Genomic DNA, 21057 nt, shown 5'->3' with positions numbered 1-21057 from the left:
GGACCTCATGCCGTGCAATCCTCGATCAGCCGCGCCATGAAGCGTTCACCGGCGTCCAATTCCGAGATCTCGATGAATTCGTCGGCCTGATGCGCCTGGGCGATGTCGCCGGGGCCACACACCACCGTCGACCAGCCGGGCTCCTGGAACTGGCCGGCCTCGGTGCCGTAGGACACGACATGTACGCCGTTGTCGCCGGTCAGGCGCCGGGCCAGGCGCTCGGCCGCACCGTCGTTCTCGGGTTTCAGGCCGGGCACGAAGGCGCGCGGCAGCAGCTCGACGCCTGAATGCGGCGCGATGCGCTTCATCTCGGGCTCGATCACATCACGGATATAGGCGAGATAGCGGTCGCGGAAATCCACCGGGTCCTCGCTCGGAATGGCGCGGATATCGGTGACGAAGACGCAGTCGGATGCCACTACATTGCCCGCCGTGCCGCCGTGGATCGTGCCGCAATGAAGCGTCGTATAGGGCGGTTCGAACGGGTTGGCGGTGTCCGCCTTGCGGGCATTCTCGGCCATGGTGTCGGCGAGCCAGGTGACCAGGCGCGCGGCCACCATGACGGCGCTGACCCCCTGGTCGATGCGGCTCGAATGCACGGTATGGCCGGTGACCTGCGTGCGGAACGACAGCGAGCCCTTGTGGCCGGTCACCACCTGCATGCGGGTCGGTTCGCCGACGATGACGGCGGCCGGCGTCGGCACCGTCTTGACCATCTCGGCCACCATGAAGGGCGCACCGATACAGCCGACCTCCTCGTCATAGGACAAGGCGATATGGATCGGCCGGGTCAGCCTGGCCCGCACCATGGCGGGGACGGCCGCCAGCACCAGGGCGTCGAACCCTTTCATGTCGCAGGTGCCACGACCATAGAGCCGGCCGTCGCGTTCGGTCACCGTCCAGGGACTGCTGGTCCAGGCCTGGCCCTCCACCGGCACCACGTCGGTATGGCCCGAGAGCACGACGCCACCGGCGACATTCGGCCCGATGGTCGCGTAGAGATTGGCCTTGGTTCCATCGGGGCTCGGCACCAGCCGGCTCTCGACGCCATGGCTTGTCAGATAGTCCTTGATGAAGCCGATGCAGTCGAGATTGGAGACGCTCGACACCGTCGGGAAGCCGACCAGCCGGTCGAGCATGGCGCGCGCGGTCAAGGTGACGGGGGCAGGGGACATCAGGGCATCCGCAGGGGTCAAGGGCATGGTCGGGACGCATCCCGAGCCAAGGCTCCGGCGATGCAGCTCATGTCGCCGGGCGAAACGATTCCAGCAGGCCCTGGATATTCGCCACTTTGACCTCGCAAAGCGAGACCGATTGCGAGCCGACGATGAATGGCTTCAATGCAGCGGAGAAGGTCTCGGCATAGGCAGGCGAGGCCTCCCAGCGCTGCACACTCTCCATGTCGCGCCACAGCGTGATGGTGAACATGCTCTCCGCGTCGTTGACGTCCCGGCTCACCATGCGGCCGAGCAGCCCCGGCGTGTCGACCGCCATCAGCTCGCGGTATTTCTGCTCGATCGAGCTCCAGGCGCCCGGATAAATCTTGCCCCAATAGATGCGAACGAACATGGGCGTCATCCTCTCGACAGCGACAGGCGAGGCGGTTCGCCCGAGCCGGCCATCGGCGTATGCGGCGGCGCGGCGGCCTCGACGCGGGAACCGATTTTCATGCGTGCGAATTCGACGACCTGCTGGCCGACCGCCTGCAGCTGGAACTTCGACGACAGGTCCAGGCACTCGCCGGCATCGTCGAACAGGCGGGTCGAGGTGTTGAGCATGGCGGCCAGCGGCGTCGGCCAGCCGCGCAGCGCATGGGCAATGCCGCGCAGTGTCGCGAGCGTCTGGCCGCCCGCCTGCCAGCCGCCGGCGCAGACGATCAGCCCGACCGCCAGTCCGTCGAAATAGACCCGGGAGTCGGTGCGCAGGTCCTCGGTATAGTCGAGGGCGTTCTTGACGAGACCCGACAAAGTGCCGTGATAGGCCGGCGAGGCGACGATCACGCCATGGCAGCGGCGGAAGGCTTCGACCAGGCGGGTCGCCTCGGCGGAACGCTCGGTCTCGCCCGGATTGTACATGGGCAGCATCAGCTCGGGGCCGCTGATCAGCAGCGTGTCCGCGCCGGCCTCGGCCGCAGCCCTGAGGCTCAAGGCCAGGGCGCGCTCGGTCGACGAGCCGGCGCGCGGCGTGCCGCCGATGCCGAGAATGAGGGGGCGTGGGGCCTGGTGCATGAACGTCCTCGCACGGGCTTCGGTTGCGCTGCGGCGGTGCCCATGGGCACCTGCATCGCCATACTGTGCGGAGCTCCGGCCTATACGTCCAAGGCAAAGCACCTATAGCTGTTATAATTGGAATGATCGGGCATTTATTGCCCTATGGCCAACTCAGCCGGCCATGATCAGCCCACGCGGCTGGCGCGACAGCAGCTCCGCGCCGGTCGCGGTCACCAGCACATTGTCGATCAGGCGGACGCCGAGGCCTTCTTCGCCGATGAAGATCGGCGGTTCGACCGAGACCACCATGCCGGCCCGCAATGTATAGGTCGCACCGCCGAACATGTTGACCGGCTCGCCCCAGGACGGCGGGAAGCCGGGCGCCAGGCCGTAGCCCGAGGTGTGGATCCGGTAGCGGTCCAGGCCCTCCCGGCCGATCACGCGCTTGGCGGCCTCGTGCGGCACGAGCGCCGGCACGCCGTCGCGAATCTCGGCGATCAAGGCATCGGCCGCTTCCAGCGCGATGGCATGCAGTTCGTTCATGCGCGGTGTCGGCGTGCCCATGCAGAACTGCCGCCCGAGCGTTGCCGTATAGCGCTTGAAGGCGGCGCCATATTCGACATTGCCGAAATCGCCGCGCCGCAGCCGCCGCTCGGTCGGTGCGCCGTGGCTGAAGCAGGAGCGTTCCCCGGAAACCAGGTTCAACGTGCTTGCCGGCAAGCCGCTGCCGCGCTTGAGCAGGGCCGCGTAGACTTCGCCGGCAATGGCGAGTTCGGTCGTTCCTTCGTTGAGCTGGGCGACGAAGACGTCGAGCGCCTCGTCGGCGATCCGTGCGGATTGCCTGACATAGGCGAGTTCGGCCGGCGACTTCACCAGCTTCAGATCGTGGACGAGATTGCTCGGCTCTGCCTTAAGGGCGGCGCCGAGAAATGTCTTCACGCGCAGATAGTGATGCGGATGCAGGTAATAGGCCGGCACTTCCATGCCGACGCGGCCTCGTTTCAGGCCGAGCCGGCCGGCGATCCGCTCGAACACGCCGATCGGGTCTTCCGGTTCCGCGCCGCCCCAGGTCTCGAGCTGGTCGATGAGGGCGTCCTGCTCGAACTCATGACGCTCCGACTCGCGCGTCAGCATCACGCATGGCCGCTCCTCGGCCGAAACGATCAGGCATTGGAAGGCCTGATAGCTCTTGGCGTCGGAGCCGGTGAGCCAGTGGATCGAGACGGGATGAAACAGCACCATCCAGTCGAGTTCGGCGGCGGCGATCGCCTGGCGTACCCGCTGCAGGCGCGCGGCGAACTCGGCGCTGGAGAAATCGGCTTTCGACATGGTGACGCGGTCCTCGGGTCAGGCGCGCATCCAGCGCCACGGGCATCTCAGGGATGGCGCTGACCCTAGCGACCGGCCGGGCGGCCCGTCTAAAGCCTTTAGATTATAGCAGTTATAGCCCCTTGGCATTATGCGGGGGCCGCCTGTTGATCCAATCTCGCCGTCGCGCTTCACGAGCTCGTCTCGCGTTACGGCGCAGCGTCGACCGGCCGAGGCTGGTTGGCTCGCGACAGGCCGAAGGCCGCTTGGGGAAGACGATAGGGGAAGTTCTGATGTCGGGAAAAATTATCTCCAGCAATAACCCTGCTGCCGGTCGTCTTGCCGCCGGAATGTCAGGTGACGCCAGCCTGACCCGGCGCAGCCTGGCGCTGGGCGCTGCCGCGCTCACCATGATGTTGGCGGCGCCGGTCGTGCATGCGCAGGCCCGGCCGAAGGTGCGGCTCTGGGGCGCCTCGGCAACGGTTGAGGCCTATCACGGCTTCCTGTTCCTCGGTAATCCGCTCGGCTTCTTCAAGGACGATGGCGTCGACGTCGAGTTCGGCACGGCCGCGGGGTCCGCCGCGACGCTCCAGCTGATCGCCGCCGGCCAGGTGCAGATGGGCTATATCGGCATGGACGTGCTGATCCTGGCCAAGGCGCGCAATCCGCAACTGCCGGTCACGGCGGTCTATCTGCAGGACCGCGGCAATATCTACGAAATCGTCGTTCCCGAGGACAGCGGGATCAAGACCGTGGCCGATCTCAAGGACAAGACCATCGGCGTCGCCAATCTCGCTTCCGGCGCCATTCCTTCGCTGCGGGCGACGCTGACCGATGCCGGGCTTGACCCCAATTCGTCGGTCGGGCTGATCCCGGTCGGCAATGGCGCGCAGGCGGCTGCGGCGCTGAGAGCCGGGCGCATCCAGGCACTCTCCCTGTTTCGCGCCCAGCATGCCTTGATCGAGACGCTCGGCTTCAAGTTTCGCCGCTTCACCCGCGACGCGCCGAGTGCCGTGATCGCCGTCAATACCGCCTTCCTGAAAGACAATCGCGAGGCCGTCATCAAGACGCTGCGCGGCGTCGCCAAATCCTCGATCTTCGCCGAGGTCAATCCGGCCGCGACCGTGCGCCAGTTCTGGGGCCTGTTCGGCAAGCCGCAGGGCTTGAGCGAGGACGAGGCGATGAAGCGGTCCGAATATATTCTGAGCTCCACCGCCGAGCTGTGGAAGGACTACAAGGACAAGTCCGTGCCCTGGGGCGACATGACCGCGCGCCAGTGGGAGGACATGCAGAAGTTCCTGATCGAGCAGAAGCTGCAGGACAAACCGGTGGCGATCGAGGCGCTGTTCACCAACGAACTCACCGCCGAGGTCAACAAGTTCGACCAGGATGCGGTGGTGGCCGTGGCGAGAGCCGCCCGCTGAGCCCAGGCGGCACGGGCGAAAATGGCACGGAACTGGCCTCGGCCAGGCAGGTGGGAGAAAGCGTGAATGGCAAGCGCGATCGCAAGTGAGCCGGTGACGCGGGCGACGGCAGTTCAGACGCCCGGCCCGGTCAGCGCGCTTTCAGTGCAGAATGTCAGCATGGTGTTCAACCGCGGCGCCGCGGCGGTCCATGCCCTCGATCAGGTGTCGATGGAGGTGCGCGACGGCGAGTTCATCGCCATTGTCGGCCCCTCCGGCTGCGGCAAGTCGACCCTGATCAAGCTCGTCTCGGGCTTGCGGCCGCCGAGCGCCGGGCGGCTCGCGGTCCATGGCCGGCAAGTGATGAAGCCGCGTGGCGACGTCGGCATCGTGTTTCAGAGCCCGGTCCTGCTGCCGTGGCGGACCATTCTCGACAATGTCATGTTGCCGATCGACGTGTTGAAACAGGATCAGACGGCCGGTCGCGAGCGGGCGCATGAACTGCTCAAGCTCGTCGGCCTCGGCGGTTTCGAAAAGGCCTATCCCAACGAATTGTCGGGCGGCATGCAGCAGCGTGCCGCGATCGCGCGGGCGCTCGTCTACGACGCGCCGCTGTTGCTGATGGACGAGCCTTTCGGCGCACTCGACGCGCTGACCCGGGAACAGATGAATTCCGAGTTGCAGCGGATCTGGAGCGCCAGCGGCAAGACGGTGATCTTCATCACCCATTCGATCCCCGAGGCGGTATTCCTGGCCGACCGGATCGTCGTCATGTCGCCGCGGCCCGGCCGGGTCCTCAAGATCATCGACAATCCCATCCCGCGCATGCGCACGCTGGACGACATGCTGCGGCCGGAATTCGGCGCGCAGGTGCGCGAAATTCGCGGGCTGTTGGGAAGCTATGTTGCCGGGGAAAGCAATGGATCAAGTTCTGACTGGTGACAAAGCCACCGAGGCTGGCGCGGCGATCGCCGAGGGACAGCCCAATCGGCATCTCTGGGCCCGCTTCGGCATGCCGCTCACGGTGTTTGTCGTGCTGATGGGGTCCTGGGAGGCGTTGATCCAGCTGCTCGACGTGCCCGGCTTCCTGGTGCCCGCGCCGTCGGCCATCGTTCAGGCGCTCTGGTCCGGACTTGCCACGGGGCTGTATTTCTCCCACGCCGCCGTCACCATGTTCGAGGCCGTCGTCGGTTTCGGCATCGGCAGCCTGCTCGGCCTGGCGCTCGGCACCGTCATCGTGGTGTTCCCGACCATGGAGCGCATCGTCTACCCCTATGTGGTGGCGTTGCAGACCGTGCCGAAGGTTGCCATCGCGCCGCTCATGGTGGTCTGGTTCGGCTTCGGCATCACCTCCAAGATCCTGGTGGTGGCCCTGGTTTCGCTGTTCCCGGTGCTGGTCAACGTCATGGCCGGGCTTCGGTCGATCGACCAGGACCGGCTCGACCTGCTTGGTGCGCTCGCCGCGTCGCGTTGGCAGGTCTTCCGTTATGTCCGGTTTCCCAACGCCCTGCCGTTCATCTTCGCCGGCCTGAACACGGCGATCGTGCTGGCGGTGATCGGCGCCATCGTGGCCGAGTTCGTCGGTTCGAACTACGGCCTCGGCTTCCTCATCCTGCAGGCCAATTACCAGCTCGACATCGCGGGTGCCTTCTCGCTGTTCGTCGTGCTCTCGGTCATGGGCGTGGCGCTGCACGGCTCGCTGAAATGGCTCGAGCGGCGCTGTGTGTTCTGGATCAACATCGAAGCACGCAACGGGATCTGAGGGGGCTGTCGCAGTCGAGCCGGATGGTTGCGGAAAGTGCATCCAGGCCATTGATTTCGCCGGACTTTATTGAGCCGGCGGAATCTGAATCGAAAGCTGAGGGGCAGCGGTCGGAGCCTGCTGCTCCTCAGGTTGAACATCAACGCCTTCGAACGACGATCGGGCCGGCCGCCGTGATCGCGCGGCTTCGACCCCGGTCGCGACATGCAACCGCCGGCGGATGGTCAAGACGGCGGTTTTGCGCGCGGCGGTCGGCACGCTCTTGCAGCCGCCCTGGAATAGGAACATAAAGAGAACATTCTCATTGCGGGGCGCGGAAAGACCATGGCGAAGCTGTGCGGACAGGACGTTTCGGCGGATGAGGAAAAGCGCATCGACGCGGAGGTCGAGGCCGTGCTCGAGCGGTTCGGCGGCGATGTCCACGCGGCGATCCTGGCGCTCCTGCAGGAGTTCGCCGCCCTTGTCCATGAGGCGAGTGCCCTGGAAGTCGGTGTCTTCGACGATGGTGTCACCGAAACGGCTTGCGGCGATCCGGAGGATCTGGACTCGGATGAACCGCCACGCGGCGTAGCCCCGCGACGATTGCAGTGAATGACGGAGCCGATGGTGTGCGAGGAGGCGATCGGCCCGGCCGATCGGCTGCTGGACCTTCGGCGTGCCACGACCGCATCGCGCTGGATGGCGGCAGGCGCTCGCCGCGCCGCGCCCGTGCCGCATGCGCAAGGCCGCCCCGCGCGCCGCGCCGCCGGTCGAGGCTTGACCTGCCTGGTCCGATGCCGGTGACTGTCGCCAATGGACATGCATCTGAATCGGGACAGCCGCCGGCCGCGCCCCGCCTATGTCGATTTCCTGCGCCATGTGGTCGGGGCCGAGCGTGACCACCGTGCCGACCTCAGGCTGGGCCTTGCCCTGTGCTTCGTTGCCGGGGCGGTGAATGCCGGCGGTTTTCTGGCCGTCGCCCAATATACGTCCCACATGTCCGGCATCATCTCGGCGATGGCCGACAATCTGGCGCTCGGCGGGGTTGCCCTGGTGCTGGCCGGCCTGGGCTCGGTCTTGGCTTTCATCGCGGGAGCCGCCACCTCGGCGATCCTCATCAATTGGGCCCGCCGCCATCATGGCCGTGGCCAGTATGCCCTTCCCTTGCTGCTCGAGGCGCTGCTGCTGCTCTGCTTCGGGCTTGTCGGCGGGTTCCGCCAGCACATGCCGGCCTTTGCCGTGATCGCCGTGCCCTTGCTGTGCTTCATCATGGGGCTGCAGAACGCGATCATCACCAAGGTCTCGCAGGCTCGAATCCGCACCACCCATGTCACCGGCATCGTCACCGATATCGGCATCGAACTCGGCAAGCTCGCCTATTGGAACCGGAGCGGCGGCGACGGCTTGCCGGCGGTCGTTGCGGATCGCGACAAGCTGCGCCTGTTGGGCGCGCTGCTCGGCGCATTCTTCGTCGGCGGGGTCTTCGGTGCGATCGGCTTCAAGACGATCGGGTTCTTCGCGACCGTGCCGCTGGCGGGCCTGCTCTTGCTGATGGCCGGCGTGCCGCTGGTCGACGATCTCGTGGCGGCCCGCCGCGGCCGCGGTTGAGGCGGCGGAACCGCCTGATCCGGTCGGCGATTGGTTGGTCGAAACCGGTGGATCACGGTCGCTCGACACGCGTCGAAAAGTCGATCAATATAGGGTACCCCCCTATATTATAGCGATGTCTCGGGCATGGGCCATACGACCAAGGACAAGGACAAGCTGCTCGCCCGCGTCAGGCGCATCCGCGGCCAGGTCGAGGCGGTGGAGCGGGCACTCGAGGTGCAAGCCGGCTGCGCCGAGGTGCTGCAACTCGTCGCTTCCATCCGTGGCGCGGTGAACGGCCTGACCGCCGAACTGATCGAGGATCACATCCGCTTCCATGTGGTCGATCCGGCGCGCGAGCCGGATGCCGAAAAGGCGCGGGGCGCAGAGGAATTGATCGGCGTGGTGCGGACCTATTTCCGGCAGTGACAGGTCGTGACGATCGAAGGGTGACAGCGATGAGCGATGCGCGGGCGATGACGACGGGCCACGACCATGTCTTCCTTGGGCGCGACCATGACCGCAATGAGCGCAGGACCTGGTGGGTCATTGCGCTGACGGCTTCCATGACGGTGGTCGAGATCGTCGCCGGCACGGTTTATGGCTCGATGGCGCTGGTGGCCGATGGCTGGCACATGTCGACCCATGCCGCGGCCCTGCTGATCAGCGCTTCGGCTTATCTCTACGCGCGCCGGCATGCCCGCAATCCGCGCTTCACCTTCGGCACGGGCAAGCTCGGCGATCTCGCCGCCTTCGCCAGCGCCATCGTGCTGGCTCTGGTCGCCGTCCTGATCGCTTGGGAAAGCCTGGTGCGCCTGGCCGATCCGGTGCCGATCAGCTTCGCTCAGGCCATCGGCGTCGCGGTCGTCGGCCTTGTCGTAAACCTGGTCAGCGCCTGGTTGCTGCAAGGTGAGCAGCATCACGGTCACGACCACGGCCACCATCATGGTCATGGCCACCACGACCACGGGCGGCCGCACGGCGCCGGCGATCGATACGGTGACAACAATCTGCGCGCCGCTTATCTGCACGTGCTCGCCGATGCTCTGACATCGGTGCTGGCGATTGCGGCGCTTGCCGCCGGCAGCATCTACGGTTGGCTCTGGCTCGATCCCTTGACCGGCCTGGTCGGGGCGCTGGTCATCGCGCGCTGGTCATTCGGCCTGATCCGGGCTTCGGGCGGCGTGCTGGTCGACCTGATGCCGGTGGGCGAGGATCTGCCCGAGGAGATTCGCCGGGCGATCGAACAGGACGGCGAACGCATTTCCGACCTGCACGTCTGGCAGGTCGGACCTGGCCATCACGCCGCCATCGTCGCGCTGGTCGCGCCAAGGCCCGAAGCGCCTTCGGCCTATCGGGCAAGGCTCGCGCACCTGACCGAACTCTCCCATGTCACCATCGAGGTCGAGCCGGCCTGACCGCGGAACCTGCCCGTCAGAACGGCTCCTTGAACGGCCTGAGGTCGATCTCCTGGCTCCAGGCCGAGCGATGCTGCCGGTGGAGCTGCCAATAAGCCTCGGCGATCGGCTCGACCCCGAGCAGGCCATCCTCGCCGCGCGCCTTGACCGCGTCCGGGGCCGATTTGCGCAGCCGGTCGCCATCGATGCCGCCGTCGATGATGACGTGGGCGACATGGATGCCGAGCGGGCCATATTCGCGCGCCATGCTCTGCGCCACCATGCGCAAGCCGGCCTTGGCGGCGGCGAATTGGGCATATCCCGGCTTGCCGCGCAGGCTGGCGGAAGCGCCGGTGAACAGCACCGTGCCCCGGCCGAGCGGCACCAGCCGGCGCGCCGCCTCGCGGCCGGCCAGGAAACCGGCGAAACAGGCGACGCGCCAGAAATCCTCGAACTGTTGTGCCTCGACCTCGCGGAAGTCGATCCGCCGGTTGTTGGCCGCATTGAACACCACCACGTCGGCGGGCGCGCGGCCATGGCCTGGCGCCATGGCGCGGTCGAACAGGCTGATGACCTGGTCCTCCTGCGTCGCATCGGCGGCGACGGCCTCGGCGCTGCCGCCGGCCGCTTCGATGCTGCGCACGACCTGGTCGAGCTTCGCTTGTGTCCGGCCGACCACCAGCAGGTGGTAGCCCTCACGGGCGAAGCGCCGGCTCACCGCTGCCCCGACGCCCAGTTCCGCGCCGACGCCGATCACCACCGCTGTTGGCTTATCCACGGCCATTCTCCTGTTGCATCTGCTCGCGCTGACGTCTGGCGAAGGCCATGCGCCTGCGCACGGCGTCATCGGCTGCCGGTCCTGCGGCGAAAGCATAGGCGGCTTCATCGAGCCGCCGGCCGGTCGTGCCGTCGACCATGATCGGTTCCGCCACCGCTCCGGTCGCGGCATCCACCACCTGGCTCGCGATGCCTTCATCGGCAAGATGGCGGTTGCCCCAGGTCGCCATTGCGACCAGCACGGGCCAGAAGTCGCGGCCGCGCGGCGTCAGCACATAATCGTAGCGCGGTGGGCGGTGGCTGTAGCGTCGGCGCGCGAGAAGCCCGGCCTCGACCAGGCCGTTGAGCCGGCGGGTCAGCATGTTGGGCGCGATCTCCAGGCTGCGCTGGAACTGGTCGAAGCGGGTCAGGCCATGAAAGGCATCACGCAGGATCATCATGCTCCACCATTCGCCGACCCGTTCCAGGCTGCGGGCGATCGGACACAGCGATCCTTCAAGCGACTTCCGTTGCATGACGGAAGCCTAGACAGGTTACTATCATCATGCAAGTAACTGGGAGATTGAGGCTCGGAGGTGTCCGATGACGGCGCTCTATCTTGACGATCTTCAGGTCGGCCAGACCTTCACCAGCGGCTCGCTCGCTGTCGACGAGGCGGCCATCAAGGCTTTTGCCGGCCAGTTCGACCCGCAGCCCTTCCATCTCGATGAGGAAGCGGCCAAGACCACCTTCTTCGGCGGCCTCGCGGCGAGCGGCTGGCACACCGCGGCGCTGACCATGCGGCTGCTGGTCGATGGCGGTGCGCCGATCGCCGGCGGCATCATCGGCGGCGGTGGCGAGATCGCCTGGCCGCGGCCGACCCGCCCCGGCGACGTCCTGACCGTGGTCAGTGAGGTGCTCGAGGTGACGCCGTCCAGGTCGAAGCCGGACCGCGGCATGGTGACGATGCGCAACGAGACGCGCAATCAGCGCGGCGAGCCGGTGCAGATCTTCATCGTGAAACTGGTGGTGCCGAGACGTCCGTGACGCCGGGTGGGCGTCGGGCGGCCGGACGCGAATGAGGCGGCCGGCCCGAACTGCGGTGGCCCGCGAGCCGGCGCCTTGCCGGACATGCGGGCCCGCATCCCGCGGGGTCAGTTGCGGGCCACGACCCGAGACGCCCCCGTGTTGAACAGGTAATTCACGCCCAGCGTGACCGTGTGGACGTTCCGATTGGATTGAAAGCCGCCGGTGAGTGGCTGGGCCGGATCGGAGACGGTGAAAAAGCCGCTTCCCATGGCAATGTAGTTATATTCGACCTTCACGCTCCAGTTTGGTGCGAAGGCATATTCCGCGCCGCCGCCGACAAACCAGCCGAGGCTTTTCGCCGACGAGGCACGGGAGAGGCCGGCGACCTCGTAGCGGTTGTCGAAGAACCCGGCGGCAAACCCGCCCTTGCCATAGAGGAGCGCGCGGTCGATGGCGAACCCGAGCCTTGGGCCCATGGTCGCGATCCACGCCGCCTTGCTGCCGAAGACCCCCATCACGGGATCAGCGGCCGAGCCGGCCAGATTGGCGAAGGCGAGGGTGCCTTCGATCCCGACGACGACTTGATCGACCTGCTGGTTCCAGCCGAACTGACCGCCGATCAGCCCACCCTGGAAGCGATGCGGGGACACCATCACGCCGAATGAGGGAGAGAAGGTGGTGTCGCCTGTTCCATAGCCGGCATGCAGGCCGGCGTAGAAGCCGGTCCAGAGGCCGGCCGTCGAGGTCGGTTGGCGCTCGGTGGCTAGGCGTGTGGCCGTTGGAAACAGGTAGTTGAGGCCGAAGGTGACGGTCTGGATGTCATGCCGCGCGCGATAGCCCGTGAGGCCGGGGCCGGCCGCGACGAGCCAGACCCCGGTGCCGGTATTGACATAATTGTACTCGATCCGGGCGGTCCAGTTGGGTGTCAGGGCATATTCGAGACCGGCACCGAGAAACCATCCGGCCCGCATGCCGGACGCCGGCGCCACCGGGTCCGGCAGGCCTGAGATCAGCGAGCGATAGCCGACAAATGCGAGGCCACCCTTGCCATAGATCAACGCGCGGTCGACGGCGAAGCCGAACCGTGGTCCCATCGTCGCCATTGACGTCACGCGTGTTCCAAGTCTGGCCGCACCATCTTGATAGGGCGACGAGCCGGCGAGATCGGCCCAGGCCAGGGTGCCCTCGAGGCCGAGGACGAACCGGTTGATCTGATAGTTCCAGCCGAACTGGCCGCCGAAGAGAGCGCCCCGATAGCGGTGGCTCGCAAGCGTGACATCGAGTGAGCGGTCAAACCTGTTGTCGCCCGAACCAAATCCGGCATGGGCGCCCAGGTAGAATCCAGTCCAGTCGAATACCGGCCGGAGGGCTTCGTGGGGGACCGCGACCTGGCGCCTGCCAAGGTCGGCGGCCCGAGCGCCGGAGGCAAGCACCGCCAAGGCCACAGCTGCGAGGAGAGGTGCCCAGCGCGCCTGCCGTTGCGATGCTGCGCTGCCTCGTTGTGGAGCGGTCGGCTTATCGTCGCTGCTGGATCGACCCACATGCATTTCACAGATCTCCGAAATGGCCATCATCTGGCTTTGCGCCGGCCCAGTCGTCGCATCGGGCCATGGGGTCGTCTTGGGCCGGACCGCCAGAAATTTTATGTGGAGCGCATAAGCGTGCATTTCGGCGACGCGTTGCCCAACCGCCACGGTGGCGGCGAGGTCGCCGTCCTTCGCGTCGCAAATCCGGTTCACGGAGTTCAGGCGTCAGACCAACGGCGCCGATTCCGACGCGTCGTCGTCGATCGGCTTCCGTGCGCCGGACGGGGCTCAGGCGGAGTGGTGTGTCGATGACGGCAGAGCGCGTCCGGCGGCGAGCGTGACCGCTACTTGCAGGCCGCCAGGCGCGGCTCGGCCGAAGACCAGGGTTCCGCCGAGATCGGCGACGATGTCGCCGACAATGGCAAGGCCCAGGCCCGCTCCCGGCACGGTCTCGTCCAGCCGTCTGCCGCGTTCGCCGGCCGCGACCATCGCGGTCTCGGCGATGCCGGGGCCGTCGTCGGCAACAGTCACCGTGACCTGGCCGTGCTCGTGCTTCGCCGTGATGACCACTTGGCTCCTGGCCCATTTGAACGCGTTGTCGACGAGATTGCCGATGATTTCCTCGAGGTCTTCCCGGGTGGCCTGAACGGTGATGGCCGGATCGATGGCGGCTTCGGTCCTGATGCCGCGCGCGCCGTGCACACGGCCGGCGGCAAAGGCCGCGTCATCGGCGACGGCCGCGACCGATGCGCTTGGATGGCCCAGGCCGGCCTGCTGGCTGCGCGCACGCTTCAGGCGGCGATCGATCTGCCGCTGGATCTGTTCGGCGCTGGCCAGGATGATCGGGTCGGCTGCAGCCCCGTCCCGTCCGGCACGCAGAATGACGACGCTGAGGGGGGTCTTGATGGCATGGGCGAGATTACCGGCATCCTGGCGTGATCGCTCGGCGGCCGTCGCCAGTTGCGTGATCAACCGGTTCACGGCGTCGGCCACGCCTTCCAGATTGGCGATACCGGGTCGTGCCACGGTTTCGGCGTCGCCTTCACGAACCTGTTCGATGTCGTGGGCAAGCTGGCGCACGGGCCGCAGGCCCCAGCGGATCTGGGCGGTCAGGCCGGCGAGCAGCGCGCATGCCAGGCCGAGCATGGTCCACAGAATGGTGACCTGGATGCCGGTGACTTCGGCTTCGATTTCGGCGAGCGGCGCGGTCACCAGGAGCTGCGCGGGTGTCGCCTCGTCGGCAATCGGGCGCCTCATGAATGTCACGCGCTCGCCGAGCGTGCCGGCGCCGGTCTCTCCCCTGGCGCTGGCCAGGAAATGTGCGGGATCCCGGCCGGCGAACGAACGTGACTGTGCGATGGCCTTCCCGCCGGTCTCCACCAGCCAGTACCAGCCGGAGCGGGCCCGCCCGAAACCGGCTTCGTCCGGCTGCCGCCCGACCGACACCGTGCCGTCGCTGCCGATATCCATATTGGTCGCCAGTTGGTCGGCCGCGGCAGCCAGCCTGAGGTCGAGGGAGCGCCGGGCGGAACGTTCGGCGAAGCCGCCGAGCAGGGCGGTGACGACCGCGATCGCCGCGATGGTCCAGATCGCGGCGATCAGCATCAGCCGGCCCTCAAGCGAGCGCATTCCCGGCCCCTCCACGCCTCAGCCGATAGCCCGCGCCCCGCACCGTTTCGATCAGATCGGCACCGAGCTTGCGGCGCAGACGGCTGACGATGACCTCGAGCGAATTGAAATCGCGGTCGCTGTCGTGATCATAGACATGATCGGTCAGCTCCGATCGCGAAACGACCTGCTCCGGGCGATGAGCCAGATAGTTCAGGACGCGCGTCTCGAGCGCCGTCAGGCGAACCGGCACGCCCTCGCGCTCCGCCGTCCCGGTGACCGTATCGAGAGTGACCGGGCCGAGGCTGATGCGTGGCGAGGCGTGGCCGGCGCTGCGACGGATCAAGGCATCGAGCCTCAGCAGCAGCTCCTCTATGCGGAACGGTTTGGTGACGTAGTCGTCGGCACCGGCCCGGAAGGCGGCGGCCTTGTCGGCCAGCCGGTCGCGCGCTGTCAGGACCAGCACGGGGGTGGCGACGCCTGCCGCGCGGATACGCGAGAGCACGCCGACGCCGTCGATCTTCGGCAGCCCGAGATCGAGAATGATGGCGCCGTAGGGGCCGGTCGTCGCCTGATGCGCCGCATCTTCTCCATCGCGGCTGAGGTCGATGACGTAACGCTCGGCCGATAGGCGCGAGACGATCTCGGCCGCCAGAGGCGCATCGTCTTCGACCAGGAGCAGGCGCATCCGCAGGACCATCCGGATTTGGGGGCAGGTGGATCGGCCGGCAAGCCAATGCCCCTGGAGTTAGGACGTCCAACCTTAACCCTGCTTGAACCGCGAGCGGCAAGCTGGGTTGGGGGACAGAGGTCCAGAGAAGGCATCGCCACGCCATGACAAGGAGGTTTCCATGGTCAAGATCCTGATCCCGCATATCCGCCGCAGCAGCTTTCGGTCGGCTCCGCTGGCCGGCCTCATGTCAGCGGTCATCGCCGGGGGCACGCTTGTCGGCTCGCTGCCGGCATCAGCGCAGGCCGTCTCGGCCGGAGCCGCCACCGGCGAGACCGTCGTCCAGGGACGCATCCTCGACCGCTTCGGCGATCGTCTCCTGATCGAGGGCCTCGCGGGCCGCATCCTCGTCGATGTCCAGGCGGTGCCGGGACAGGCGGTCGATCTTGCGCCCGGCCAGGCGGTTGTCGTCGAAGGCATGCTGAGCGCCAGGGTCTTGCAGGCGCGCCGGATCGCCGTCGCCGAAGGCGGGCCGCCGACCGTCGGTTCGCCGAGGGTGGCCCCGATGGCATCACCTCCGTCGGCGGCGATGGGGGTACCCATGCCGCCGCCCCCCGGATCCGAGGCGCAACTCGTCTCGCGGATACCGCTGGATGCCGGCGCGGTCGACGCGACGCTGCAGGCCGCGGGCTTCGCCGTCATTGGCGTTCCCGTCCGTGACGGCAAGGACACGGAGGTCGCTGTCCGCGACAGCCAGGGCAGGCGATGGACCGCCTCGCTCGATCGTTTCGGTCGGCTGGGAGAGGTCGAACTGGCCGACTATGACGACGACAATGTGCCGGAGCGGCCGGGTTTCGCCGCCCAGGAGGTGACCCAGGCGATCACGCGGGAGGGTTTCCAGGCCCGCGGTCTCGTCGAGCGCCACGACGATCATTTCGAGATCCTGGCGCTCAATCGCCGGTCCGAGCTGATCGAACTTCATGTCGATTTCGCCGGCCAGATCTACAAGCAGGTCTGGGTTCGCTAGCCGAATTGGGTGCAATGGTTCACCAAGGGCCGCGCCGGTCGCGGCCCTTGGCTATGCTACCGGCTTTCGCCGCCCCTTGATGCGAGGATTGCATGTCCGTCCAGCAGATCATGCCGATCGGCTTTCTGATCATTTCCAACGTGTTCATGACCTTTGCCTGGTACGGGCACCTGAAATTCGAGAACAAGCCGCTCTACGTCGTCATTGTCGCAAGTTGGGGCATCGCTTTCGTCGAATATTGCTTTGCCGTGCCGGCGAACCGCTATGGCCATTCGGTCTATAGCGCGGCCGAACTGAAAACCATGCAGGAGGTCATCACCCTGGTGGTTTTTTCCGTCTTCTCGGTTTTTTATCTGGGCGAAAGCATTACCGCCAATCACCTCGTGGGTTTCGCCTTCATTTGCCTCGGTGCCTTTTTCATCTTCAAGGGACCGATCGGCTGAAACCCGGTCATGGCCGTCTTCCACCCGGATCGATCGGGAGAGCATCATGTTGAGAATTCGGTCGAATGGCAGCCCCCCGGGGGGCGCCCGGTGGTGGCATGTCGTCGGTCTCGGTGCCGTTCTTCTGGGGGGCATGCCGGTGGTTTCGGCCGCCCCGGCATTCGCGCAGTTGACGATCGAGGAAGCGCTGGCCGGCGGCATCGTGCTGCGCGGCCGCGTGGCGGACGTGTTCGGTGACCGCCTCCTGTTCGAGGATGCCACGGGGCGGGTGCTGGTGGAGTTGGCGGGCGCGACCGACAGGCCGGCGGCGATCGAGGCCGGCCAGACGCTGGTCATCGAGGGGCGGCTGCGCGGCCGGGTGTTGGAGGCGCGGCGCGTGACGCCCACCGAAGGCGAGCCGGTCACGCACGGCGAGCCGGCGGTCGGATCCGGGCGCCTAGCCGACCAGGCCGCCACCAGCGCCTTGATGCAGGCACTGACGCGGCCAGCCGACATCGCCGTCATGCGTGCGACGCTGGAGGCTGTCGGCTTTCGCACGGCCGGCAATCCGGTGCGCCATGAGAAGTCGACGGAAATTCCGGTGCGCGACGCGCGCGGCAAGGCATGGGTCGCCTCGCTCGACCGTTTCGGTCGCATCGAGGAGATCGAGATCGCCGACTATGACGACGACAGTGTTCCGGACAGGCCGGCCTTCGCTCTCGCTGATGTCGCCCAGCGCGTCGCGCGCGAGGGTTTCCGGCCGCAGGCCGCCGCCGAGCGCCGGCCCCAGCATTTCGAGATCCTGGTGCTGAACGTCCGATCCGAGCTGGTCGAATTGCATGTCGATTTCGCCGGCCAGATCTACAAGCAGGTCTGGCTGCGTTGATCGCCGTTGCGGATCGCTGCGTCTGACGCGATTGCGCCGGACGAAGCCGGGCATGCCGGTGAGGGCTCTACGCGCGGCCCGGATGGGCCATGGCGAGTGGAAAGTGGCGTCACGGGCGTGGCTGAAGACGCCGCGGCCCGGCAATTCGAGTCGTGGCTATCGGCTTGGCGCCGGCCTGCCGGCGGCGGCCGGCCATCGGCAGGCCTCGCCGACATTGCGGCGGATCTCGTTCAGTCCTTCCAGCCGGAAAGTGCCTTCGAAGCGGATGTTGCGAACGCCTTCGACACGGACGAACAGCCGGCCGGCGGCCGGCAGCGACCTGAGAAAACCGACGGCATTCTCCGGAAGGAGCGCCTCCTGGGACGTATTGGCGATCGCCCATTGGCTGTCAGTCGCCGGCTGAGAGTCGATCCGGATGATCACTTTGGCGGTGCGTCCGACCGCGAGCAGCGAGTCGCGCGAGACCGAAACGCTCGTCTGGCCCTCGAAGCAGCGGATATTCAGCGCGATGCGCTCTTCGCCCCAGGGCTCGACCGGTTTCTGCGTGGCACTGACGATGCGTGAATCGTCGACTGGCGACGTTGCCGTCTGCACCTCCCAATTGCCGACGCGCCCGGGCGCCGGCTGCACCGGCCGCGCAATCAGATCGAAGCATTTGAGGCGATCGGGATCGGCGGCGATGCCGGCGCAGCGTCCGAGCGCCGCGCGCGGGTCATCCTGGGCCGCGGCGTGGGTGACGATGCCGAGCAGCATAGTGGCCGCGAGAACGAGAACCCGGGTACGTGCCATGGCCAAAGAGTTAGGGGCTCCGTCGATCATGGGCAAGGTGGCCAGCTCAAGAGGAGAAACCTTCATTGGGCAGCCTCGAGGCCAGGATCTTGTCGATCCGGCGGCCGTCGAGGTCGATCACCTCGAAGCGAAAACCAAGTGTTTCCACGGCCTCGCCGGTTTCCGGCAAATGGTGCAATTCGGCGATCACCAGGCCCGCGGCGGTCTCATAGCTGCGTTTTCGCGGCAGGACGATGCCGAGCCTGTCGGCCATTTCATCGGCCGGCATGGAACCGGCGATCAGCCAGGAGCCGTCGGCGCGCTCGACCGCTTCCGGGTCATGCGAATGGAGATCGGACTGGAACGCGCCGGCAATGGCGTCGAGGATGTCGGCCGGCGTCACGATACCTTCGAAATGGCCGTATTCGTCATGGACGAGCGCCATGGGCACCGGCGCCTCACGCAGCACGTTCAACACGTCGAGCGCATCGATCGTATCGGGAATGACCGGCGCCACCCGGACATGGGCGCGGATATCCAGCGGGCGGCCGGCAAGCGCGGCGGCGAGCAGGTCGCGCGCCTGGATGACACCGATCATGTTGTCGGGGTCGCCGTCGGCCACCGGCAGTCGCGACTGCCGGGTGTTCATCAGCGCGGCTTTGATCTCACCATCCGATTGGGAGAGGTTTATCCAGTCGACATCGGTCCTCGGGGTCATGATGGCGCGCACCGCACGATCGCCGAGCCTGAGCACACCCGAAATCATCGCACGCTCGTCGGTCTCGATCACGCCGGCGCTTTCCGCGTCGGCGACGATCATGCGGATCTCCTCATGTGTCACCGTGTGGGCCGCATCGCCGGAGCTGCCGAGCGCCCGAAAGATCAGCTTGGTCGAGGCGTCGAGCACCCAGACGACCGGCGCGCCGACACGCGAGACCAGCGACATCAGCGGTGCCACCAGGCAGGCGAGCCGCTCCGAATTGCGCAGCGCCAGGTTCTTCGGCACGAGCTCGCCGATGACCACCGACAAATAGGTGATGACGGCGATGACCAGGCCGTAGCCGAGCGGTTCGGCGACCGTCGGCGGCACGCCATAGTCGCCGAGAATCTCGGTCAGCCGCCGGCCGAGCGCCGCGCCCGAAAAGGCACCGGCCAGGATGCCGATCAAGGTAATGCCGATCTGCACCGTCGACAGAAAGCGGCCGGGATCCTCAGCCAGCGCGAGCGCCGTCGCGGCGCCGCGGCGTCCCGATTCGGCCATGCTTTTCAGGCGGGATTTGCGGGCCGAGACAATGGCCAGTTCAGACAGCGAAAACACGCCGTTGAGAGCGATAAGTCCAATCGCGACAAGAAGTTCGATCACTGATCCAGAGGACCCGTTCGCGAACGGCGACCGGACCTATCCTTGGTTGTTGACGACAGCCGGAAAGTCGCATTCCGGACGGGGCGCGTCAACTGAGCGGCGGGCGCGGTCGAACGGCGTCAGGGAATTCGTCATTGACTCTGCCGTGGCGTCGCGCGCATGGCGCCGGCCATCTGCAAGCAGGTCAGGAGATCGACATAGCTCTGGCTCAGCAGGGCCCGATCGGCCGGAACACAGCTTCTGCGGTCGGCAGCCGGGAAGCGTGACCATTGGGCGGCGAGATCGGCACGCGCCTTGGTCTCATCCGCCATGCAGCCTTCGAAGGTCGCGGCGGAGACCCGCGTCGCGGCCCGGCAGGTCGCCGTCGGGTCGAGCCGTGGCATGTCGTCGGCGACCGTGACGAGCAACTGTGCGCCGAGAATCGTGAGTTTCACCGTGCCGAGCCACATGATGATCCACCTTGTCTCCGCATTCCCGCGCGGCCGTTCGGCTCAGTAGCAAATCGGCTGGCCGTAGCGGCCGCAGCCGGTTGGCTGGAAGGGGTAGGCGGGCGCTGCGGCGACCGCCGCCGCGACCCCGCCATCAACGGCGGCGCCAGCATACCACGCGCTGCCGCGATAGGCGTTGCGGGTATTGGCGCCCGGATAGGGCTCGGGCGGCAGTTGCAGGCCGACGGTGTCGATGAAGATCGAAGCGGGTCCGTCGCCCCCGGCAAGATCACCTTCCAGGACATCGACGTCGAAGGTCACCCGGTCGCCTTCGATTTTTGGTGTCCTGAGCACGACGACGGCATCGCGCACGGCCGAGCCGTCGCGGCTGAACACCGAGACGGTGGCGTTGGGTGGGGTCCGGGTGAAACTGCCCGGACTGGTGTTGGCCGGTGCCCATTGCTCCAGCAGGCGCGCCGTGAGGTCGTGGCCGGCCGCGCGCACCGGCCGGTCGGCGAAGACGATGGAATTGGGCGAGAGCCCGATCAGTGTGAGCTTGCCGGCGTCGAGCGTGGCGCCACGCGCGTTCATGACGATCAGCGACGGCACCACATGCGGCCTGGATTGGCCGATGGTCTTCTGCAACGGCACATGCGGCGGTGCCGGCGACGTCGAGGGCGCATTCTCGGCCAGGGCGAATCCGGTGGTCGCCGCCAGGACAAGGAGGGCCAGTGCTGGGGTCTTCGCGATCATGGCGGATCCCTGATTGTGCGGGTTCACGAGGCGCCTTCGCCGGACGCACCGGTCTTGAAGCGGAGAGCCGAACACTCGCGGCGGCCGGGAACCATCGGGTAATCACCCGGGCGCGCGAGGTGGATTTCCCGTGTTGCGCCATGCAAGTCGCGGATGAGTTCCGTCGGCGGCAACG

General features: G+C 66.8%; 23 protein-coding genes and 1 pseudogene. 10 read left to right on the top strand and 14 right to left on the bottom strand.

The annotated features are described in order from the left end of the window. Window positions 1-5: 5 nt before the first annotated feature. From argE to AC07WJ_RS21640, 4 genes are all read right to left on the bottom strand, one after another. Window positions 6-1175 carry an acetylornithine deacetylase gene (gene argE / locus AC07WJ_RS21655; RefSeq protein ID WP_494936713.1) on the bottom strand — a complete coding sequence of 390 codons (1170 nt, stop codon included), beginning with the start codon at window positions 1173-1175 and terminating at the stop codon, window positions 6-8. Between the two features lie 67 nt (window positions 1176-1242). Beyond that, window positions 1243-1569, bottom strand: a complete 327-nt coding sequence (locus tag AC07WJ_RS21650; RefSeq protein ID WP_494936712.1) for an antibiotic biosynthesis monooxygenase family protein — start codon at window positions 1567-1569, stop codon at window positions 1243-1245. A gap of 5 nt (window positions 1570-1574) precedes the next feature. Further along, window positions 1575-2228 carry an NADPH-dependent FMN reductase gene (locus AC07WJ_RS21645; protein ID WP_494936711.1) on the bottom strand — a complete coding sequence of 218 codons (654 nt, stop codon included), beginning with the start codon at window positions 2226-2228 and terminating at the stop codon, window positions 1575-1577. Window positions 2229-2381: 153 nt separating this feature from the next. Further along, window positions 2382-3539: a M24 family metallopeptidase gene (locus tag AC07WJ_RS21640; protein ID WP_494936710.1), complete on the bottom strand. Its 1158-nt coding sequence runs from the start codon at window positions 3537-3539 to the stop codon at window positions 2382-2384. A 272-nt stretch (window positions 3540-3811) separates the two neighbouring features. Here AC07WJ_RS21640 and AC07WJ_RS21635 point away from each other — a divergent pair, with 272 nt between their 5' ends. The 3 genes from AC07WJ_RS21635 (at window position 3812) to AC07WJ_RS21625 (ending at window position 6683) form a co-directional block, all read left to right on the top strand. Continuing rightward, window positions 3812-4942, top strand: coding sequence for an ABC transporter substrate-binding protein (locus AC07WJ_RS21635; protein WP_494936709.1), 1131 nt, complete (start codon window positions 3812-3814; stop codon window positions 4940-4942). A gap of 66 nt (window positions 4943-5008) precedes the next feature. Beyond that, on the top strand, window positions 5009-5863 hold the full coding sequence (locus tag AC07WJ_RS21630) for an ABC transporter ATP-binding protein (protein WP_494936708.1): 855 nt from the start codon (window positions 5009-5011) through the stop codon (window positions 5861-5863). Further along, complete coding sequence (locus AC07WJ_RS21625) at window positions 5841-6683, top strand: ABC transporter permease (protein WP_494936707.1); 843 nt, start codon at window positions 5841-5843, stop codon at window positions 6681-6683. The genes AC07WJ_RS21630 and AC07WJ_RS21625 overlap by 23 nt, the downstream gene beginning before the upstream one ends. Window positions 6684-6749: 66 nt before the next feature. Here AC07WJ_RS21625 and AC07WJ_RS21620 read toward each other — a convergent pair whose 3' ends face one another. Continuing rightward, complete coding sequence (locus tag AC07WJ_RS21620; protein WP_494936833.1) at window positions 6750-7646, bottom strand: hypothetical protein; 897 nt, start codon at window positions 7644-7646, stop codon at window positions 6750-6752. Between AC07WJ_RS21620 and AC07WJ_RS21615 the strand changes: the two are divergent. The 3 genes and pseudogenes from AC07WJ_RS21615 to dmeF all read left to right on the top strand — a co-directional run. Next, a pseudogene (locus AC07WJ_RS21615) lies at window positions 7542-8243 on the top strand (YoaK family protein); the annotation flags it as partial. The gene AC07WJ_RS21620 and the pseudogene AC07WJ_RS21615 overlap by 105 nt on opposite strands. 153 nt (window positions 8244-8396) lie before the next feature. Then, window positions 8397-8678 (top strand): metal/formaldehyde-sensitive transcriptional repressor, encoded by a 282-nt coding sequence (locus AC07WJ_RS21610; protein WP_494936706.1) that lies wholly within the window; start codon window positions 8397-8399, stop codon window positions 8676-8678. Between the two features lie 29 nt (window positions 8679-8707). After that, on the top strand, window positions 8708-9667 hold the full coding sequence (gene dmeF, locus AC07WJ_RS21605; protein WP_494936705.1) for a CDF family Co(II)/Ni(II) efflux transporter DmeF: 960 nt from the start codon (window positions 8708-8710) through the stop codon (window positions 9665-9667). A gap of 16 nt (window positions 9668-9683) precedes the next feature. Here dmeF and AC07WJ_RS21600 read toward each other — a convergent pair whose 3' ends face one another. Together AC07WJ_RS21600 and AC07WJ_RS21595 are read right to left on the bottom strand one after the other, a co-directional pair. After that, window positions 9684-10424, bottom strand: a complete 741-nt coding sequence (locus AC07WJ_RS21600; protein WP_494936704.1) for an SDR family NAD(P)-dependent oxidoreductase — start codon at window positions 10422-10424, stop codon at window positions 9684-9686. Continuing rightward, window positions 10417-10938, bottom strand: a complete 522-nt coding sequence (locus tag AC07WJ_RS21595) for a winged helix-turn-helix transcriptional regulator (RefSeq protein WP_494936703.1) — start codon at window positions 10936-10938, stop codon at window positions 10417-10419. The genes AC07WJ_RS21600 and AC07WJ_RS21595 overlap by 8 nt, the downstream gene beginning before the upstream one ends. Window positions 10939-11005: 67 nt before the next feature. On the opposite strand from AC07WJ_RS21595, the gene AC07WJ_RS21590 reads away from it, so the two are divergent. After that, complete coding sequence (locus tag AC07WJ_RS21590; RefSeq protein ID WP_494936702.1) at window positions 11006-11449, top strand: MaoC family dehydratase; 444 nt, start codon at window positions 11006-11008, stop codon at window positions 11447-11449. A gap of 107 nt (window positions 11450-11556) precedes the next feature. Here the strand turns inward: AC07WJ_RS21590 and AC07WJ_RS21585 are convergent, their stop codons facing one another. The 3 genes from AC07WJ_RS21585 to AC07WJ_RS21575 form a co-directional block, all read right to left on the bottom strand. Further along, window positions 11557-13170, bottom strand: coding sequence for an outer membrane protein (locus AC07WJ_RS21585; RefSeq protein ID WP_494936701.1), 1614 nt, complete (start codon window positions 13168-13170; stop codon window positions 11557-11559). Window positions 13171-13245: 75 nt separating this feature from the next. Beyond that, window positions 13246-14586 carry an ATP-binding protein gene (locus AC07WJ_RS21580; RefSeq protein ID WP_494936700.1) on the bottom strand — a complete coding sequence of 447 codons (1341 nt, stop codon included), beginning with the start codon at window positions 14584-14586 and terminating at the stop codon, window positions 13246-13248. Continuing rightward, on the bottom strand, window positions 14573-15253 hold the full coding sequence (locus AC07WJ_RS21575) for a response regulator transcription factor (RefSeq protein WP_494936699.1): 681 nt from the start codon (window positions 15251-15253) through the stop codon (window positions 14573-14575). Before AC07WJ_RS21575 ends, AC07WJ_RS21580 begins: the two co-directional genes overlap by 14 nt. Before the next feature lie 163 nt (window positions 15254-15416). Between AC07WJ_RS21575 and AC07WJ_RS21570 the strand changes: the two genes are divergently transcribed. The 3 genes from AC07WJ_RS21570 to AC07WJ_RS21560 all read left to right on the top strand — a co-directional run bounded on the left by AC07WJ_RS21570 (window position 15417) and on the right by AC07WJ_RS21560 (window position 17570). Further along, the gene (locus tag AC07WJ_RS21570) at window positions 15417-16262 is read left to right on the top strand and encodes a hypothetical protein (protein ID WP_494936698.1); all 846 of its coding nucleotides are present in this window, start codon (window positions 15417-15419) and stop codon (window positions 16260-16262) included. A gap of 92 nt (window positions 16263-16354) precedes the next feature. Then, window positions 16355-16705, top strand: a complete 351-nt coding sequence (locus AC07WJ_RS21565; protein WP_494936697.1) for a DMT family protein — start codon at window positions 16355-16357, stop codon at window positions 16703-16705. Between the two features lie 46 nt (window positions 16706-16751). Then, window positions 16752-17570, top strand: a complete 819-nt coding sequence (locus tag AC07WJ_RS21560; protein WP_494936696.1) for a hypothetical protein — start codon at window positions 16752-16754, stop codon at window positions 17568-17570. A gap of 156 nt (window positions 17571-17726) precedes the next feature. Here AC07WJ_RS21560 and AC07WJ_RS21555 read toward each other — a convergent pair whose 3' ends face one another. From AC07WJ_RS21555 to AC07WJ_RS21540, 4 genes are all read right to left on the bottom strand, one after another. Continuing rightward, window positions 17727-18359 carry a hypothetical protein gene (locus AC07WJ_RS21555; RefSeq protein WP_494936695.1) on the bottom strand — a complete coding sequence of 211 codons (633 nt, stop codon included), beginning with the start codon at window positions 18357-18359 and terminating at the stop codon, window positions 17727-17729. Window positions 18360-18405: 46 nt separating this feature from the next. Beyond that, window positions 18406-19701: a hemolysin family protein gene (locus tag AC07WJ_RS21550; RefSeq protein ID WP_494936694.1), complete on the bottom strand. Its 1296-nt coding sequence runs from the start codon at window positions 19699-19701 to the stop codon at window positions 18406-18408. Window positions 19702-19832: 131 nt separating this feature from the next. After that, a complete protein-coding gene (locus tag AC07WJ_RS21545; RefSeq protein WP_494936693.1) occupies window positions 19833-20150 on the bottom strand; it encodes a hypothetical protein in 318 nt (105 codons plus the stop codon). 42 nt (window positions 20151-20192) lie between these two features. Beyond that, window positions 20193-20882, bottom strand: a complete 690-nt coding sequence (locus AC07WJ_RS21540) for a hypothetical protein (protein ID WP_494936692.1) — start codon at window positions 20880-20882, stop codon at window positions 20193-20195. Between the last annotated feature and the right edge of the window lie 175 nt (window positions 20883-21057).

It is taken from the genome of Phreatobacter sp. GW821-FHT04C01, assembly GCF_059420385.1.
This window is presented reverse-complemented; position numbering and strand designations above follow the sequence as displayed.

Bases quoted from the DNA above. Each gene is read 5' to 3' on its own strand.
- argE (WP_494936713.1), bottom strand. From the start codon at position 1,175: ATGTCCCCTGCCCCCGTCACCTTGACCGCGCGCGCCATGCTCGACCGG.
- AC07WJ_RS21650 (WP_494936712.1), bottom strand. From the start codon at position 1,569: ATGTTCGTTCGCATCTATTGGGGCAAGATTTATCCGGGCGCCTGGAGC.
- AC07WJ_RS21645 (WP_494936711.1), bottom strand. From the start codon at position 2,228: ATGCACCAGGCCCCACGCCCCCTCATTCTCGGCATCGGCGGCACGCCG.
- AC07WJ_RS21640 (WP_494936710.1), bottom strand. From the start codon at position 3,539: ATGTCGAAAGCCGATTTCTCCAGCGCCGAGTTCGCCGCGCGCCTGCAG.
- AC07WJ_RS21635 (WP_494936709.1), top strand. From the start codon at position 3,812: ATGTCGGGAAAAATTATCTCCAGCAATAACCCTGCTGCCGGTCGTCTT.
- AC07WJ_RS21630 (WP_494936708.1), top strand. From the start codon at position 5,009: ATGGCAAGCGCGATCGCAAGTGAGCCGGTGACGCGGGCGACGGCAGTT.
- AC07WJ_RS21625 (WP_494936707.1), top strand. From the start codon at position 5,841: ATGGATCAAGTTCTGACTGGTGACAAAGCCACCGAGGCTGGCGCGGCG.
- AC07WJ_RS21610 (WP_494936706.1), top strand. From the start codon at position 8,397: ATGGGCCATACGACCAAGGACAAGGACAAGCTGCTCGCCCGCGTCAGG.
- dmeF (WP_494936705.1), top strand. From the start codon at position 8,708: ATGAGCGATGCGCGGGCGATGACGACGGGCCACGACCATGTCTTCCTT.
- AC07WJ_RS21595 (WP_494936703.1), bottom strand. From the start codon at position 10,938: ATGCAACGGAAGTCGCTTGAAGGATCGCTGTGTCCGATCGCCCGCAGC.
- AC07WJ_RS21590 (WP_494936702.1), top strand. From the start codon at position 11,006: ATGACGGCGCTCTATCTTGACGATCTTCAGGTCGGCCAGACCTTCACC.
- AC07WJ_RS21580 (WP_494936700.1), bottom strand. From the start codon at position 14,586: ATGCGCTCGCTTGAGGGCCGGCTGATGCTGATCGCCGCGATCTGGACC.
- AC07WJ_RS21575 (WP_494936699.1), bottom strand. From the start codon at position 15,253: ATGCGCCTGCTCCTGGTCGAAGACGATGCGCCTCTGGCGGCCGAGATC.
- AC07WJ_RS21570 (WP_494936698.1), top strand. From the start codon at position 15,417: ATGGTCAAGATCCTGATCCCGCATATCCGCCGCAGCAGCTTTCGGTCG.
- AC07WJ_RS21565 (WP_494936697.1), top strand. From the start codon at position 16,355: ATGTCCGTCCAGCAGATCATGCCGATCGGCTTTCTGATCATTTCCAAC.
- AC07WJ_RS21560 (WP_494936696.1), top strand. From the start codon at position 16,752: ATGTTGAGAATTCGGTCGAATGGCAGCCCCCCGGGGGGCGCCCGGTGG.
- AC07WJ_RS21555 (WP_494936695.1), bottom strand. From the start codon at position 18,359: ATGGCACGTACCCGGGTTCTCGTTCTCGCGGCCACTATGCTGCTCGGC.
- AC07WJ_RS21545 (WP_494936693.1), bottom strand. From the start codon at position 20,150: ATGTGGCTCGGCACGGTGAAACTCACGATTCTCGGCGCACAGTTGCTC.
- AC07WJ_RS21540 (WP_494936692.1), bottom strand. From the start codon at position 20,882: ATGATCGCGAAGACCCCAGCACTGGCCCTCCTTGTCCTGGCGGCGACC.